We start from the raw sequence: 13,592 nt of genomic DNA, 5'->3' as shown, positions 1-13,592 counted from the left end.
CGGGCCAGATACTGATGCCTAGCACATCAGTGGAACGCGGTCGGTCATGGTTAACACCCCCTCAATTGCAACAGGTCAGGCGCTTTTGCTGTTGCGAGCAGGGTGGGAAGCGCAGAATGCGCACGGATTTTTGGCAAGCTGGATGCTGCATGGCAGCCCCGGCATCGGCAAGACCGAGATCGTCCAGAAATTCGCACGTGACATCGGCGCGCGGCTGTATGACCTGCGCCTGACCACGATTGAGCCGCAAGACCTGCGCGGCCTGCCCTTTTTCGATCTTGAGGCAAAGCGCACAATTTGGTTCCGGCCCGAAGACCTGCCCGACGACCCGAATACCCCGTCAGTTCTGTTTCTGGATGAATTGACCGCCGCACCGCCGCATCTTCAGCCCACAGTCTACGGTTTGTTACAGGAACGCCGTGTCGGCCCACATAAGCTGCCCGACAGCTGTTTTCTGGTTGCTGCGGGCAATATGGTCGAGGATGGCGCGATTGCCTACGAAATGGGAACCGCGCTGTCAGACCGGTTGATCCATCTGCGCCTTGGGGCCAATGCCGATGACTGGTTGCGCAACTTCGCTGTGCCCAATGCGCTGGACCCTGCGGTGATTGCCTTTATCCGTACGCGACCGGACTGCCTTGATACCACGCAAGACGCCTTGCGCCGTTGTGAGATGATTGCCTGCACACCGCGATCTTGGGCGCGCGCCTCGGCGCTGATGGGCACGATCAAGGATCGGGGTTTGCGCAACATCGCCCTTGCGGGCGTGCTTGGCGAAAATGTCGCGGCAGAGTTTCGCTTGATCGCCGAAGATATCGCCGCCACAGTCCAGCTTGAAGCGCTGCTGGCCAACAAGGACCGCGCAGCACTTTACCCGGCATCGCTGCATGGCATGACCGCGCTGGTCTATGCGCTGGTGGGGCGGGCGGACGCACAGAACTTGCCCTTGATTATCGAGATCATGGCTGAATTGCGGGGGCTGGCGGAACTGCGCGGCGCGCCCTTCGCAGCCATGCCACTGGCGGAGCTTGGCACGCATGGGTTTGAATTGCTGATCGCCAAAGCATTAGAGCATGGCTGGCAAGAGTCATTCCTGAGTTCGCCCGCCTATGCGGCCTATGCCAGCGAACGCGGCGCTGCGGGCCTTGGCTGAGTTGCGCCACACAAGACGCGCGACCGCCGCCTTGCAGGCCCTGACTGAAGCGGATCCTGCACTGGCGGCACTCTCGCTTTGGTGCCGGCACCGCGATGATGACGATACCCCTTTGGCCGCAACATGGGGGGATGAAATTCGCTATGGCGCAGGGTTTGAGGCGCTGCCCTTGCACGAGCAGATCGGACTTGCGGGCCATCATATCCTGCATGTGGCGCTGCAACATCCCGGCCGGATGCAGGCGATGGTCGAGCGGCTGGGGCCGGATTTCGCACCAGACCTGTGGCAGATCGGCTGCGACGCGCTGATAAACGAAGCGTTGCTGGCCGCAGGCCATGCCCTGCCCCGCCCGGCGCTGACACTGTCGCGCCTGATGCAGTCGATTGGCACAGAACCGGACGCCCAAAACCTGCTGGCCGAATGGGATGCAGAGCGGCTGTATCATCGCCTTGTGCAGACCGGCACCCGCGGGGGGCGGGGGCAGAATGCGCGCCGCGAGACAGCCGCCACGGCGCGCGCCCATGCACAAGAGCAAGGATTTCAGCCAGACTTCGCCCCTGCGGATGCGGATGACAGCTCTGCGCCAGATCATAGCGATACAGGCGACTGGCGCGCGCACCTGGCGCGCGCGCTGTCCGCAGGGCGCATGGCGGGTGTGGGTCTGGGTGCGCTTGGGCTGCGTCTGGCTGATCTGCCGCAACCCCATACTCCGTGGGAAGTGGTGCTGCGTCGGCTGTTGCTGCGCGCCATGCTGCAAAAGCCTGCGCCAAGCAGCACGCGCCCCGCGCGGCGGTGGCTGGCGCAGGCAGGTCTTGCTGTACAATCGGGCGCAGCCCTGCCCCCTTGGCAACCCCGCCTGCAAGCACCGCAAGCCAGCCCCGCGATTGTGGTGGCGCTGGATTGCTCCGGCTCGATCCCAGTGGAGGTGTTGCGCCGGTTGATGGCCGAAGCCAGCGGCATTGCCCGACGCCTGCAAGCCCGCGTGACACTGCTGATATTTGACGAGGATATCCACAGCGAGATCCCGCTCGATCCCGCCAACTGGCGTCAGACCTTGGCAACGCTGGACCTGCCGCAAGGCGGCGGCACCGATTTCCGTCCGGTTCTGGCACATGCCAGCCATCTGGCCGCGTCAGTTCTGGTCGTGCTAAGCGATCTTGACGGCCCCGCAGGCGACCGCGCCCCAAACTGCCCTGTCATATGGGCCAGCCCCGATGCACAGCCCCGCGCCATGCCCTTTGGGCATGTGCTGTCACTCGCCCGCTGAGCGCGCGGCCATCAGGGCCGCCATCCGCGCATGGGCCGATATCTGGGCAGGGGCAAAGCTCACATCATGTATCTCGATCTTGCGGGCCAGCCCGATGCGCTGCAAGGCGCGCTCGGTCAGGGGGGGTACGAAAAGCGTGTCTTCGATCAAAGCACGCTCTTGCGCATCCAGCGCCAACAGCTCTGGCCCCTCCTCCGACTGAACGGACACCAGCGACAGGGGCGCGACCCGCAGCAGGTCGGATTGCTCGACCACCAGATGCAGGCAGCCCGAGTCCAGCCCGCGCCGCGCGGCGATCTTGGTCAGGATGGCGCGGGCCCGTGCGCGCAGCATGTCCAGCCCGCTATCTGCCTGCGCCTCAGACACCAAGGCCGCGCGCTGGGCAGGCGTGGCGCGCAGCAGCCGTGCCTCGACCAGATAGATCGCTATCAGCATCAGGATCGGAGCTTTTGCGATGATGATCGCGTAGTCCTGCCAGACCAGTGCGGCAATCACGAAGGGCAACAACGAAAGCGAATAGCGCAGCACCTCCGTCTCGAACACCACGCGCAGGCACAGCCGCCAGCCCCCCTGCCGGGGCCACAGGAAGGTGCGCCCCAGAAACCGCCGGGGCAACCAGCGGATATCGAGGGCGGTGCGATTGGCGACTGTGTCGGGGCTTAGAATGAACATGCGGTAAGTATGGCGCAGAAAGCCGCGCCATCAAGGATCGGAAGGTATGAGAAGCGTCGTGACAAGGCGTGTCCCAGAAAGCGCATTGACCTTGCCCGCCTCTGTCACATCTTCGACGGGGTGCATATAAGGCGAGGAAGCGCGATGCGCGGGGCCGTGGGGAGAGTTAACAATGTCAGAAAAAACCTGCCTGCTGACAGGGGCCTCGCATGGGTTGGGGCTGGCGCTGGCGCAAGAGCTGGTCGTGCGGGGCTACCGGGTGCTGGGAACGGGACGCAGGCCCTTGCAGGACTTGCCCAACGATTACCCAGATTGCGCCTATCTGCAAGTGGACCTGAACCAACCGGGTGCGGCCTTGCAGATCACGGAATGGACCACGCAGCAGGTGGCAGGCACTCTGCCCCTTGCGATTCTGAATGCAGGTGCCGGGCGGTATCGCCCCTTGCACGCCGAGACGGCGGCCGAGATGACAGAGGTTCTTCAGATCAACTTTGACACCAATCTACAGCTTGCGCAGGCGCTATACCCCAAGCTGCAAGGTGGCACATTGGGGCTGATTGGGTCTGTCGCGCATAGGGGTGCAGCGGGGATGCCGGTCTATGCCGCCAGCAAGGGCGCGCTGGATGGGTTCGGGCGTGCCTTGGCCGAAGAATGGCGCGGGCAGGTTCGCGTGCGGGTTCTGCATCCCGGCCCGGTCGCAACCGGCATGTCAGAACGCGCAGGCCGCCCGCGCGACATGATGGACAGTCTGTTCCTGTCACCGCGCGCTGTGGCGATGACTTTGCTGGACAGGCTAAACGCCCCGCGCGGGGCAGACCGGCAAGTCGTGTCCTTCGCGCAAGTGGGCCGCAACATGCTGTGGCGAAAACTGGCAAGGAGTGCGCGATGAACATTTTGCTGACAGGGGCAGCCAGTGGGCTGGGTGCTACATTGCTGAATGCCTGCGTTGCGCGCGGCGACCGTATAAGCGTGATTGATCTGGATGCCCGCCCGGCCGGTCTGCCCCCGACAGTAACGTGGCTGCGCCACGATCTGTCTGCCACCGACCCCGCGACATGGGGCCAGATCGCATTGGAACTGGTACAGCACGGCCCCTATGATCTGGCGGTTCTGAGTGCGGGAATAAGTGCCACAGGGCGCTTTGAAACCATTTCGCCAAATGCCCACCAACAGGTCAGCCGCGTCAATCTGCACGCGCCAATGCAACTCAGTTTGCTGCTGCACCAGCAAGGTGGTTTTACAGGGGCTGCGCGATTGGTTTTTGTCGCGTCATTGTCGTGCTTTACCGGTTATCCGGGTGCGGCAAGTTATGGGGCCAGCAAGGATGGGCTGGCCGCCTTCGCTCGGTCCTTGCGCAAGCCCATGAACCGCGCGGGCGTTGCCGTGCATCTGCTATGTCCCGGCCCGATGGACACGCCCCATGCCACAAAATACGCCCCGAAAGGCGCGCGCGCAGATCGCAGGATCGCGCCGGAACTGGTGGCGCAGATCGTGCTTGATGCGCCGCGCGGGCGCTTCGTGCTGTTGCCGGGCAATGCGGCGAAGCTGGCGGCCCTGCTGGGCCGCATTGCGCCTGCGCTGATGACGCGGATCATGGGCCGCGTGCTGTTCGCAAAACTTAAGGATCAAACGCCATAACCCGTCGCAGTGATGTTCAGCGCAGGAGGCGGCACGGATTTACCGCGCGCGATTGATCCCACGGAATTTCGCACGGGCGCGGGGGTCTTTGTCAAACAGGGCCGCCAGTTGTTCGGTCATCGCTCCGGCCAGTTGCTCGACATCCGTGATGGTGACTGCGCGTTCGTAATAACGTGTCACGTCATGGCCAATGCCAATTGCCAGCAACTCGACCGCTTTGCGCCGCTCGACCATGGCGATCACATCGCGCAGGTGTTTTTCAAGGAAATTCGCGGCATTCACGGATAGCGTGGAATCGTCGACCGGTGCGCCGTCGGAAATGACCATCAGGATACGCCGCGCCTCTGGCCGGGCCATCATGCGCCGATGCGCCCATTCGAGCGCCTCGCCGTCGATATTCTCTTTCAGCAGGCCCTCTTTCATCATCAGTCCCAGATTGGGGCGCACGCGCCGCCAAGGTGCATCGGCCTGCTTATAGATGATATGGCGCAAATCATTCAGCCGCCCAGGTTGCAGGCTGCGCCCGTCTTGCAGCCAGCGCTCACGCGATTGCCCGCCCTTCCATGCGCGGGTGGTGAAGCCAAGGATCTCGACCTTGACATTGCACCGCTCCAGCGTGCGGGCCAGAACATCGGCGCAGATTGCCGCAATCGAGATGGGCCGCCCCCGCATAGAGCCGGAATTGTCCAGCAGCAGCGTGACCACCGTATCACGAAACTCGGTGTCTTTTTCCTGTTTGAACGACAGCGGTGTGGTCGGGTTTGCAACGACACGCGCCAAGCGGCCAGCATCGAGAATCCCCTCTTCCAGATCAAACAGCCATGACCGGTTCTGCTGCGCTTGCAGGCGGCGTTGCAGCTTGTTGGCCAGCCGCGACACGGCGCCCTTCAGCGGTTCCAACTGTTGGTCCAGATAAGCGCGCAGGCGTTCCAGTTCCGCTGGTTCGGCCAGATCCTCGGCGCGGACCTCTTCGTCGAATGCAGTGCTGAACACCTTGTAATCGGCGCTGGCTTCGGAATGGGGGGGCGGTGCAGGTGGCTCTAGCGGGGCGTCGGCCTCGGGCATTTGGGTTTCATCGGACATTTCGTCATCCGAATCGTCATCCAGCGCCACATCTGCCTGTGCACTGTCCTGCGCGGGGCTGTCTTCCGATCTGTCCTCATCCGATTGCTCGTCCTGCCCTTCGCTGTCAGGGTTCTCCGGCTCCTCTGCCTGATCTTCGGTGTCGTCTTGGCTGGCATCATCCTCATCGCCCGTCTCATCGGGATCATCACCAAGCTGGTCGCCATAGCCCAGATCTTCGATCATCTTGCGGGCAAAGCGGGCGAACGCGCCCTGATCGGTCAAGACTTTCTCCAACCCGTCCAACGTACCGCCTGCGCGTTCCTCGATGAAACCGCGCCACAGGTCCAGCACGTGGCCTGCGCCCTCTGGCAACTCGCGGCCTGTTGCCAGTTGGCGGATCATGTAGGATGCGGCCACCGACAAGGGCGCATCTTGACGGTCGCGTATCTGGGTATAGCCTTTGCGCGTGGCCTCATGGGCGATGCGTGCGTCGATATTCTTGGATGTGCCGGGCATATGGCGGGCGCCAACGGCCTCGCAGCGGGCTTCTTCCATCGCCTGATACAGGTCGCGCGCCATCTGGCCTTGGGGCATGTACCGCGCATGGAGCGCGGTGTCATGGTAGCGGTGCCGCAGGGCTAGCGTGTCAGCCGTGCCGCGCGCCAACAACACCTCATCACGCGTCATACGGCGCGTGATCTGCGGCAGGCGCATGGCATCGCCACTCATCCCCGGTGGATCGACCGAATAGGTCACTGTCATCTCCCGCGCATCCGCCATCGTGCGCGCGGCCTCGGAAAGGGCCTTCTTGAAGGGGTCGGCGGGATTGTCGGTGCGGGTCATGCGCGGGTCCGGTTCCAGAATGTCATGGGTCGAGAGATAGACCAGCGCGCAGGGAAAAGAAAGAATTTCACAGCATTTCTTGCATTGAAACTGCCGCCCGACCACGCGCCTGCGCATCGGGTCAGACCGCGGCGATGCATGGCTGCAGGCCGAGCAATGAACAGACCCATTTACCTGCATATTGGCATCGTATGCCAAGCACATCTTAGGGGACGAAATTACATTGCGGTTAATTTCATGGTCTGCCTATCCTGTCACGTGTATGTGAATACTGGAACTCCACTCAAAATAGGTGTGTTTCATTTGAGCAGATCGCAAATAATTTGAGAGAGAGCATCATACTAAAGGTCTATCCTAATAGAAATGTCCCTGATTATTGATTTTTCACTTGCAGAAGCTAATGTTATGGTGTGCAGATCTAGAGTATCGTTGCATGCAGGAGTGAGTGAAATGGACCTTAGCACATTATCCTTAGACGAATTAAAGAAGCTTCATAAAGACGTCACTAAAGCGATTGATTCATATGAAGATCGCGCCCGCAAGAAAGCCCTTGCCGAAGCAGAAGCCGTTGCGCGCCAGCACGGGTTCACAATGGATCAGCTTTTTGGCAAAAGCGTGAAGGCAACGCGCGCGGTTGTTGCACCGAAATATGCCAACCCCGCAGATCGATCACAGACCTGGACAGGGCGCGGGCGCAAGCCAAGATGGGTCATTGCTGAGCTGGAATCGGGTAAAACACTGGACGACCTGAGTATTTGATTAAACGTATGCCAAAATTTCGGGCCTCAATCCGCTTTGTAATGGATATGTACAAAGCGATGAACGCTCGCAATATAGGGCTGCTCTCTGCGGGAGTGGCCTTTTTCGCACTTCTGGCGGTATTCCCTGGCATTGCTGCGCTGGTGTCCGTTTTCGGCGTTTTTGCTGACCCGCTGATGATTCAGGATCAACTTGCACTGCTGCAAGATTTGGTTCCACCTGCGGCATTCACCTTGATGAGTAATCAGATCACGCGGATCGTTTGGGCAAGCGAAGGCGTGCTGGGATGGACCAGTGCGATTTCAATTCTTGTCGCACTTTTTCTGGCACGGCGGGGCGTAGACGCAATGCTGATCGGGCTATGCGCCATTCACGGCACACCGCGCCGATCAGGCGTTTCACACGCATTGCGTGTGGCGGTGATTACCTTAGGAATGCTGATCGTGGGCGTGGTGGCCCTACTTTCAATATTGGTATTGCCCGTATTATTCGCTTTTTTCCCGATAATAGGCGTTCAAGCCCTGCTTATTGAGGTGACGCGGTGGTTTGTGTCCCTGGGGCTGGTTGCGCTTTGGATATGGGTATTCTACCGCATCGGGCCAAACCGTTCTGACAACTCAACCGCAGTTTTGAACCCCGGCCTTGTGACCGCGATGGGTCTTTGGGTCAGCGCCTCGGCTGGATTTTCGTATTATCTCAGCAATTTCGGAAATTATAACGAAATATATGGCTCTATCGGGGCGGTGGTTGCCTTGCTGATGTGGTTTTATATTTCTGCCTATGCTGTGCTTTTGGGTGCTGTTCTGAACGCAACACTGGAAATGCGCAACGCCGAATCCGAGAGTTCCGATACTGAGGAGCAGGATCTATTCACGCCCAAGTTGGATGAAACCGACCCGCCGGAGACAGGGTAAACAACTCAAATCCGGAGGACGTCACGCCAATCGAATGCTCGAACTGGGCAGATAAAGATTTATCGCGTGTAACGGCTGTCCAGTCATCGCCCAAAATTTTTGTTTCAGGCCGCCCCAGATTGACCATTGGTTCGATGGTGAAAAACATTCCCTCTTCCAGCCGTGGCCCCTGCCCTGCGCGGCCATAATGCAGCACGTTGGGCGGTGAATGAAACACACGGCCCAGACCATGGCCGCAAAAGTCGCGCACGACTGACATGCGCTGGCTTTCGACATAGCTTTGGATCGCATGCCCGATATCGCCAAAAGTATTGCCAGGGCGCACAGCCTCGATTCCCAGCATCAGCGCATCATAAGTGACTTGAATAAGCCGCTCTGCCTTGCGCGGCAATTCACCCGCGACATACATCCGCGACGTATCTCCAAACCACCCATCCACGATAACCGTGACATCAATGTTCAAAATATCACCGGGCTTCAGAACCTTAGGTCCGGGGATGCCATGACAGACCACATGATTTACCGAAATGCAGCTTGCATGCTGATAACCCCGGTAGCCAATCGTAGCAGACTCTGCCCCGGCGGCCGCGACCTTTTCGGTAATGATCCGGTCGATTTCAGCCGTGGTCTGCCCCGGAAAGACATGTTCTGCAATTTCATCAAGGATCGTTGCGGCCAACCGACCAGCCTTGTGCATGCCCGCGAAATCCGACCCCTCATGCAGGCGGATTCCTTCTTTTGTCATGCGCCCATCGTGCTTGTCGTCCACGGTTCGACCTCTTAGTTATCATTCCGAGTGGCAAAATAGAGGCACATCGTCCAGAAAACCAGACTGTGCAGCGCGCTTTCATCAGGATTTTTCAGATAGTCGGCTGCATAATGGAATATGTTACCCATTCGCCCCCGAAGTCGGCCTAGAAAACAGGACATTGAGATGGGCTTTAGTGCCAACGCCGCGAACCGCACCGCGACATCTGATCCCGTGATCGCCCTTGCAGAAGCGCAAACCCTGCTGCTTCAAAGCTCCAATGCGCGACTGGACGCAGAAATCGTCGCGGTGTTGAAGATGATTGCGCAGGCCCATGACGCCGATCGCGCCTATCTGTTTATGATTAAGGATATGATGTTCGTCGAGAACACGCATGAATGGGTCGCCCATGGGACAAAGCCCGTACAGGAAGATCTGAAGGTTACCCCCGAAATCGGCTAGGCGATTCACACATTTCTGAGTTTCCATCCGTGTGAGACGGATTTGAAGTATTGTAGGCCATGTCGGAATGTAATTGGACCTGGCGGTTTGGATTTTGGGTAGCCGTCCCATCCGCCGAGCTTGGCGATGATCCACGCGGCCCAGGCAAGTGTTTCCGGCGGGTGAGGGTTTTTCTGGAGCGCGGTCTTGCCTTCGAGTTCGGGCAGGAGAGCATGAAGGGTCTGGATTTCGGAGGATGAGAAGGCGATTTTGGCGTCTTGCCCGGACTTGCCATCGCGCGCCTGAACGAGTTGCATGATGGTGCAGGCCGCGCGGGCGGCAATCGCGGTCAGCTTGATCAACCGCTCGGCATTTTCCAGTTGGCTGTCCTCCAGTTGCAACCCCTGTTGCTTCAGGGTGCGGAAGAATTGTTCGATATGCCAGCGTTGCCGGTACCAGCTTACCGCGCGCCAGGCCATGTCCGCATCCTCGACCTTGTGAGTGGTCAAAAGCCGCCATGAGATGGGCTCGGCGCCCGGTGGCGCATTCACCTCGCTGACTTCGATCAGGCTGACCTCCACCGTCTCGGCCAGCCCCGGCTGTCTGGCCAGATTGGCAGGACGCTTGATCGTAACGGGGCCAAATCGGGCCTCAAGTCTGGCGGTGCGCGCCGGGCGCCCTGGGCGTGCGCGCATCGCCACTTGTGCCGTACCTGCCAATTTCAGCGGGGCAGAGGACAGCTTGCCGCCACCTTCCAGGATTGAGCGATCCGTCATGGCACGGGTCAGGATGTGAAAGCCCGGCTCCGGCAATCGTGCCCATTTCTCATAGATATCGCTCTCGCGATCGCCGATTTCAGTCACCATATGCGCCTGGGCCAGAACTGTCTTGGCAGCCTCTGCCGTGCTCAGCCACCGATGCGATTCCTTCTCGGACAGGGGGCGGGCCCGGTGGGGAACACTTACGCGGCCATCGCGTGTCCATATCCGGCCCGCGGCCAAACCCAGAATGCCACCCGTCTCGGCATCCACACCCAGCATCGCGTGGAGCAAAACACCGCGCCCAGACCCCTTGCCGATTGCACCCAGTCCGCGACTGCGCTCTTTGGTTGTCGAGAAATTGAAGTCGCTGCTGTCCTGAATCGCAAGAATATGCCGCCCCGCGCAGGCTTGCGAAAGCTCCGCTCCCCAGCCTTCAATCACCGCCTCAGCCGTCACGCGCGGATTGGCCAGAAAGCGCGAAAATCCGACAATCCCACTGCGGCGGCCACCCGCCAGACGCCGAAGACAGGTGCTCGTGCGCGCCACCATTGCTGCGAGCAGCAGACCCCCCTTTTTGCCAGGCGTTCGTCTCCGAAATCACCCAGCCTCCAGCCTTCCGAAGTCACCACAGACGCCCTCCCACTTTAGGTAGAGCGATCGAATCATGCGCAACAAAAACGGTCAAGTGCCGAAAACCGGAGCGCACAGCCAAAGATGTGTGCATCCCTTAGCTTCATTTAGGGGGGGCTATGTTCTGGGATGCCTTTCGTCGTGACGGAATGCTTGCGCTCGCGGATACCAGCACTGTTCCTGCCGGGTCCGACATACACAATATTCTGGTGCAGCAAGACATAAAATCCATGATCGCGGCCCCGCTCTGGAACGCGGATGACATCTCGGGGTTTGTCGGGCTGGATTTCTGCCGCAAAGCAAGGTCATTCGGAGCGCGCGACTGCGCCTTGATCCGAAGCCTTGCCGCCAGTCTGAGTGCGGCGCTCAAGCACCGCCAGCAAACCCGCCAACAAGCCCGTCTTGAAACAGACCTCCAAACCGCGCTTGACAGAATTTCCTCTATGGTCAGAGCGTTGCCCGAACTGCTTTTGGAAACAGATCGCCATGGTGTCGTTGTCGGCTTTCATCAAAGTCCGCCACTGATCCTTGCGCTTGCCCCGGAAGAGGTGATTGGCCACCCCCCCGAACAGTTTCTACCCCCGCATGTGGCAGCGATCTCGCGCAAGGCAATGGCGCAGGTCGATGCCAGCGGCTGGTCCGAAACACTGAGTTACACGATCAATATTGATGGCCGGGCCAAGCGATTTGCTTTGCACGCGACCAGACGCGGCGCATCCGCTTCACGCCGGTCACAGGGATATCTGTTCGTTGTGCGCGATGTGACGGAAAGCTACGAGCAGACACACCATTTGCGCTTGCTCGGGCGCATGGCCGACCTGTCCAGCAACCTGATCATGCTGACGGATGAAGAGCAGCGGGTCACATGGATGAACCCTGCCGCTATCGCAAGAACCGGCATCTCGCTGGACGCAGCACTGGGGCGCGACCCTGTCGACATCTTGCGCCTCGACACCTCGGACAGTAGCGCAGCGGATGACCTGCGCCACAAGCTCAAGAAGTTTGACCAGTTCAAGCAGGACGTCGCCGCCACAAGCTGGACCGGACTGCCCTATTGGGTTGATTTGAATGTGCAATCCTTGACCAATGCAGAGGGCAAACTTCAGGGGTATATGATCGTCGCCAGCGATGTGAGCCTGCATAAACTGGCCGAAGCGCGCGCTTTGCGAGAACGGATCAGCACGATGGATCTATCAGATGATGCTATCGCTATCACCCAGCCGGATGGCTACATTGCCTATATGAATTCGACTATGCGGCGTGTCATGTATGTATCTGCCGATACCCCGATTCAGACCCTGACATGGCACGACATCAACCCGCAGCCTCTGCGGGATCAATTTGCCAAGATATTGCCCGAACTTTACAGTCAGGGGCAGTGGAATGGCGAAGTTGCCTTTCCTCAACAGAACGCAGCCGACCGATATTTTGACATGTCGATATGGGTCCAGAGCGACGGCACATTCTTGACAATCGCACGCGAAATTACAGCGCGCAAAGCAAGCGAAAAAAACAATGCGCTGCTGCGAGAGCAGCTTCATATCGCCCAAAGCCGCCAGCAGATCGCGCAGCTAGCCGGGGGACTGGCGCATGATATTTACAACTTTATGGCGGTGATTATGCATACCATCGAGGCCATGAAGCAAGATTCGGGGCATACAACACACGAAAGCCTTGCGCGGATCGAGTCTGCGAGCGCACAGGTTTTGTCTTTGTTGAAGAACATGAGCAAGCTTTCAACGCGCGAAGCGCAGCGCAGCGTGAGGGACATACGCCCGATTGTAAAACAGTCCACCGACTTGTTGCGCCCCAGCCTTGGGGGCGACGCAGAACTGACGCTCACACTGCCAGACGATCCGATCAACATACTGTGCGATCAGACTGAATTGATGCAGGTTCTGATCAATCTGATGATCAATGCCCGCGATGCGTTGCCGCTTGGCGCATGCCTGTGTGCACAGATCAGCGTTTGCGTGGACCGCCTTGAGCGACCGGAAAATAATTTTCCGCTCGATGTGGGAACTTTCTGGCCTGAGCATCGTTATACTGTGTTGGAAGTTCGCGACACCGGCATTGGTTTAAGCACAGAACTGAAAAAAAAGATGTTTGATCCTTATTTTTCTACCAAAGGTGAACATGGCACTGGACTGGGTATGAGCATTGTTTCTGGCATTCTGTTGTCCAACAAAGCAGCGTTGCGCGTTCAGTCAGAACCGGGCAAAGGGACGCGCGTGCAGGTTTTCTGGCCAATCGCATCTGATGCAAGCGCGCCGGAATTGGCGGCGGCAGGCGTCGAAGAAACACCGTCCCTTGTTGGCCTGAATGTCTTGCTTGCTGGCGACGATGAGACGGACTTGACAGAAATGTCAAAGTTGCTGTCAAGCGCTGGCGCCGAAGTTGCCAGTTGTGCGACCCCGCAAGAAGCGATTTCCGCCGTGCAGGATGACCCCGGTAACTGGGATGTTATCGTCGTAAAAACCAACACAGCAACGCCCTCTGTCGACACGTGGGCGAAAAGCTTCCGACAGGCAGAATTATCAATTCCGGTCATCTTGACAGTTGCTGAAGGATCTTTGCATTTTGCAACACCTTCCGCGCAAAATGAAAACGACATAGTTTTCCACCGGGCTGATGCAGCGTCAGTACTGGAAACACTATCTCACCACACAAAGCTGCGGACGACACATTAGAGTCTAGCTAG

The 13,592-nt window shown here is 59.1% G+C and carries 12 protein-coding genes; 8 read left to right on the top strand and 4 right to left on the bottom strand.

The annotated features are described in order from the left end of the window. The first annotated feature begins 46 nt into the window (after positions 1-46). Together BD293_RS03070 and BD293_RS03065 are read left to right on the top strand one after the other, a co-directional pair. Entirely contained in the window at positions 47-1,153 is a 1,107-nt protein-coding gene (locus BD293_RS03070; RefSeq protein WP_142079810.1) for an AAA family ATPase, read from the top strand. Next, entirely contained in the window at positions 1,119-2,420 is a 1,302-nt protein-coding gene (locus tag BD293_RS03065) for a vWA domain-containing protein (RefSeq protein ID WP_170207049.1), read from the top strand. Before BD293_RS03070 ends, BD293_RS03065 begins: the two co-directional genes overlap by 35 nt. On the opposite strand, the gene BD293_RS03060 is transcribed toward BD293_RS03065, so the two are convergent. Continuing rightward, the gene (locus BD293_RS03060; protein WP_142079808.1) at positions 2,406-3,092 is read right to left on the bottom strand and encodes a hypothetical protein; all 687 of its coding nucleotides are present in this window, start codon (positions 3,090-3,092) and stop codon (positions 2,406-2,408) included. The genes BD293_RS03065 and BD293_RS03060 overlap by 15 nt on opposite strands. A 172-nt stretch (positions 3,093-3,264) precedes the next feature. Here BD293_RS03060 and BD293_RS03055 point away from each other — a divergent pair, with 172 nt between their 5' ends. Together BD293_RS03055 and BD293_RS03050 are read left to right on the top strand one after the other, a co-directional pair. Then, entirely contained in the window at positions 3,265-3,981 is a 717-nt protein-coding gene (locus BD293_RS03055; RefSeq protein WP_142079807.1) for an SDR family NAD(P)-dependent oxidoreductase, read from the top strand. Further along, positions 3,978-4,730 carry an SDR family NAD(P)-dependent oxidoreductase gene (locus BD293_RS03050; protein WP_170207048.1) on the top strand — a complete coding sequence of 251 codons (753 nt, stop codon included), beginning with the start codon at positions 3,978-3,980 and terminating at the stop codon, positions 4,728-4,730. Before BD293_RS03055 ends, BD293_RS03050 begins: the two co-directional genes overlap by 4 nt. 39 nt (positions 4,731-4,769) lie before the next feature. Here the strand turns inward: BD293_RS03050 and cobT are convergent, their stop codons facing one another. Next, complete coding sequence (gene cobT, locus BD293_RS03045) at positions 4,770-6,638, bottom strand: cobaltochelatase subunit CobT (RefSeq protein WP_142084268.1); 1,869 nt, start codon at positions 6,636-6,638, stop codon at positions 4,770-4,772. A 450-nt stretch (positions 6,639-7,088) separates the two neighbouring features. On the opposite strand from cobT, the gene BD293_RS03040 reads away from it, so the two are divergent. Continuing rightward, entirely contained in the window at positions 7,089-7,397 is a 309-nt protein-coding gene (locus tag BD293_RS03040; protein WP_211840984.1) for an H-NS histone family protein, read from the top strand. A gap of 8 nt (positions 7,398-7,405) precedes the next feature. Then, entirely contained in the window at positions 7,406-8,311 is a 906-nt protein-coding gene (locus tag BD293_RS03035) for a YihY/virulence factor BrkB family protein (RefSeq protein ID WP_142079805.1), read from the top strand. Here the strand turns inward: BD293_RS03035 and map are convergent. Continuing rightward, positions 8,268-9,056, bottom strand: a complete 789-nt coding sequence (gene map / locus BD293_RS03030; RefSeq protein ID WP_142079804.1) for a type I methionyl aminopeptidase — start codon at positions 9,054-9,056, stop codon at positions 8,268-8,270. The two genes, BD293_RS03035 and map, sit on opposite strands and share 44 nt — an antisense overlap. Before the next feature lie 189 nt (positions 9,057-9,245). On the opposite strand from map, the gene BD293_RS03025 reads away from it, so the two are divergent. Further along, the gene (locus BD293_RS03025; protein ID WP_142079803.1) at positions 9,246-9,521 is read left to right on the top strand and encodes a hypothetical protein; all 276 of its coding nucleotides are present in this window, start codon (positions 9,246-9,248) and stop codon (positions 9,519-9,521) included. Positions 9,522-9,526: 5 nt separating this feature from the next. Here the strand turns inward: BD293_RS03025 and BD293_RS03020 are convergent, their stop codons facing one another. After that, the gene (locus BD293_RS03020; RefSeq protein WP_142079747.1) at positions 9,527-10,810 is read right to left on the bottom strand and encodes an IS4 family transposase; all 1,284 of its coding nucleotides are present in this window, start codon (positions 10,808-10,810) and stop codon (positions 9,527-9,529) included. A 200-nt stretch (positions 10,811-11,010) separates the two neighbouring features. Here BD293_RS03020 and BD293_RS03015 point away from each other — a divergent pair, with 200 nt between their 5' ends. Continuing rightward, positions 11,011-13,581, top strand: coding sequence for a PAS domain-containing protein (locus BD293_RS03015; protein WP_142079802.1), 2,571 nt, complete (start codon positions 11,011-11,013; stop codon positions 13,579-13,581). Positions 13,582-13,592 lie beyond the last annotated feature (11 nt).

Origin of the sequence: Roseinatronobacter monicus (genome assembly GCF_006716865.1) — a bacterium.
Classification (GTDB): Bacteria; Pseudomonadota; Alphaproteobacteria; order Rhodobacterales; family Rhodobacteraceae; genus Roseinatronobacter; species Roseinatronobacter monicus.
This window is presented reverse-complemented; position numbering and strand designations above follow the sequence as displayed.

Excerpts from the sequence above, each read along its gene's own strand:
- cobT (WP_142084268.1), bottom strand. The coding sequence starts at position 6,638 with ATGACCCGCACCGACAATCCCGCCGACCCCTTCAAGAAGGCCCTTTCC.
- map (WP_142079804.1), bottom strand. The coding sequence starts at position 9,056 with ATGACAAAAGAAGGAATCCGCCTGCATGAGGGGTCGGATTTCGCGGGC.
- BD293_RS03020 (WP_142079747.1), bottom strand. The coding sequence starts at position 10,810 with ATGGTGGCGCGCACGAGCACCTGTCTTCGGCGTCTGGCGGGTGGCCGC.
- BD293_RS03025 (WP_142079803.1), top strand. The coding sequence starts at position 9,246 with ATGGGCTTTAGTGCCAACGCCGCGAACCGCACCGCGACATCTGATCCC.
- BD293_RS03065 (WP_170207049.1), top strand. The coding sequence starts at position 1,119 with ATGCCAGCGAACGCGGCGCTGCGGGCCTTGGCTGAGTTGCGCCACACA.
- BD293_RS03015 (WP_142079802.1), top strand. The coding sequence starts at position 11,011 with ATGTTCTGGGATGCCTTTCGTCGTGACGGAATGCTTGCGCTCGCGGAT.
- BD293_RS03060 (WP_142079808.1), bottom strand. The coding sequence starts at position 3,092 with ATGTTCATTCTAAGCCCCGACACAGTCGCCAATCGCACCGCCCTCGAT.
- BD293_RS03035 (WP_142079805.1), top strand. The coding sequence starts at position 7,406 with ATGCCAAAATTTCGGGCCTCAATCCGCTTTGTAATGGATATGTACAAA.
- BD293_RS03040 (WP_211840984.1), top strand. The coding sequence starts at position 7,089 with ATGGACCTTAGCACATTATCCTTAGACGAATTAAAGAAGCTTCATAAA.
- BD293_RS03070 (WP_142079810.1), top strand. The coding sequence starts at position 47 with ATGGTTAACACCCCCTCAATTGCAACAGGTCAGGCGCTTTTGCTGTTG.
- BD293_RS03050 (WP_170207048.1), top strand. The coding sequence starts at position 3,978 with ATGAACATTTTGCTGACAGGGGCAGCCAGTGGGCTGGGTGCTACATTG.
- BD293_RS03055 (WP_142079807.1), top strand. The coding sequence starts at position 3,265 with ATGTCAGAAAAAACCTGCCTGCTGACAGGGGCCTCGCATGGGTTGGGG.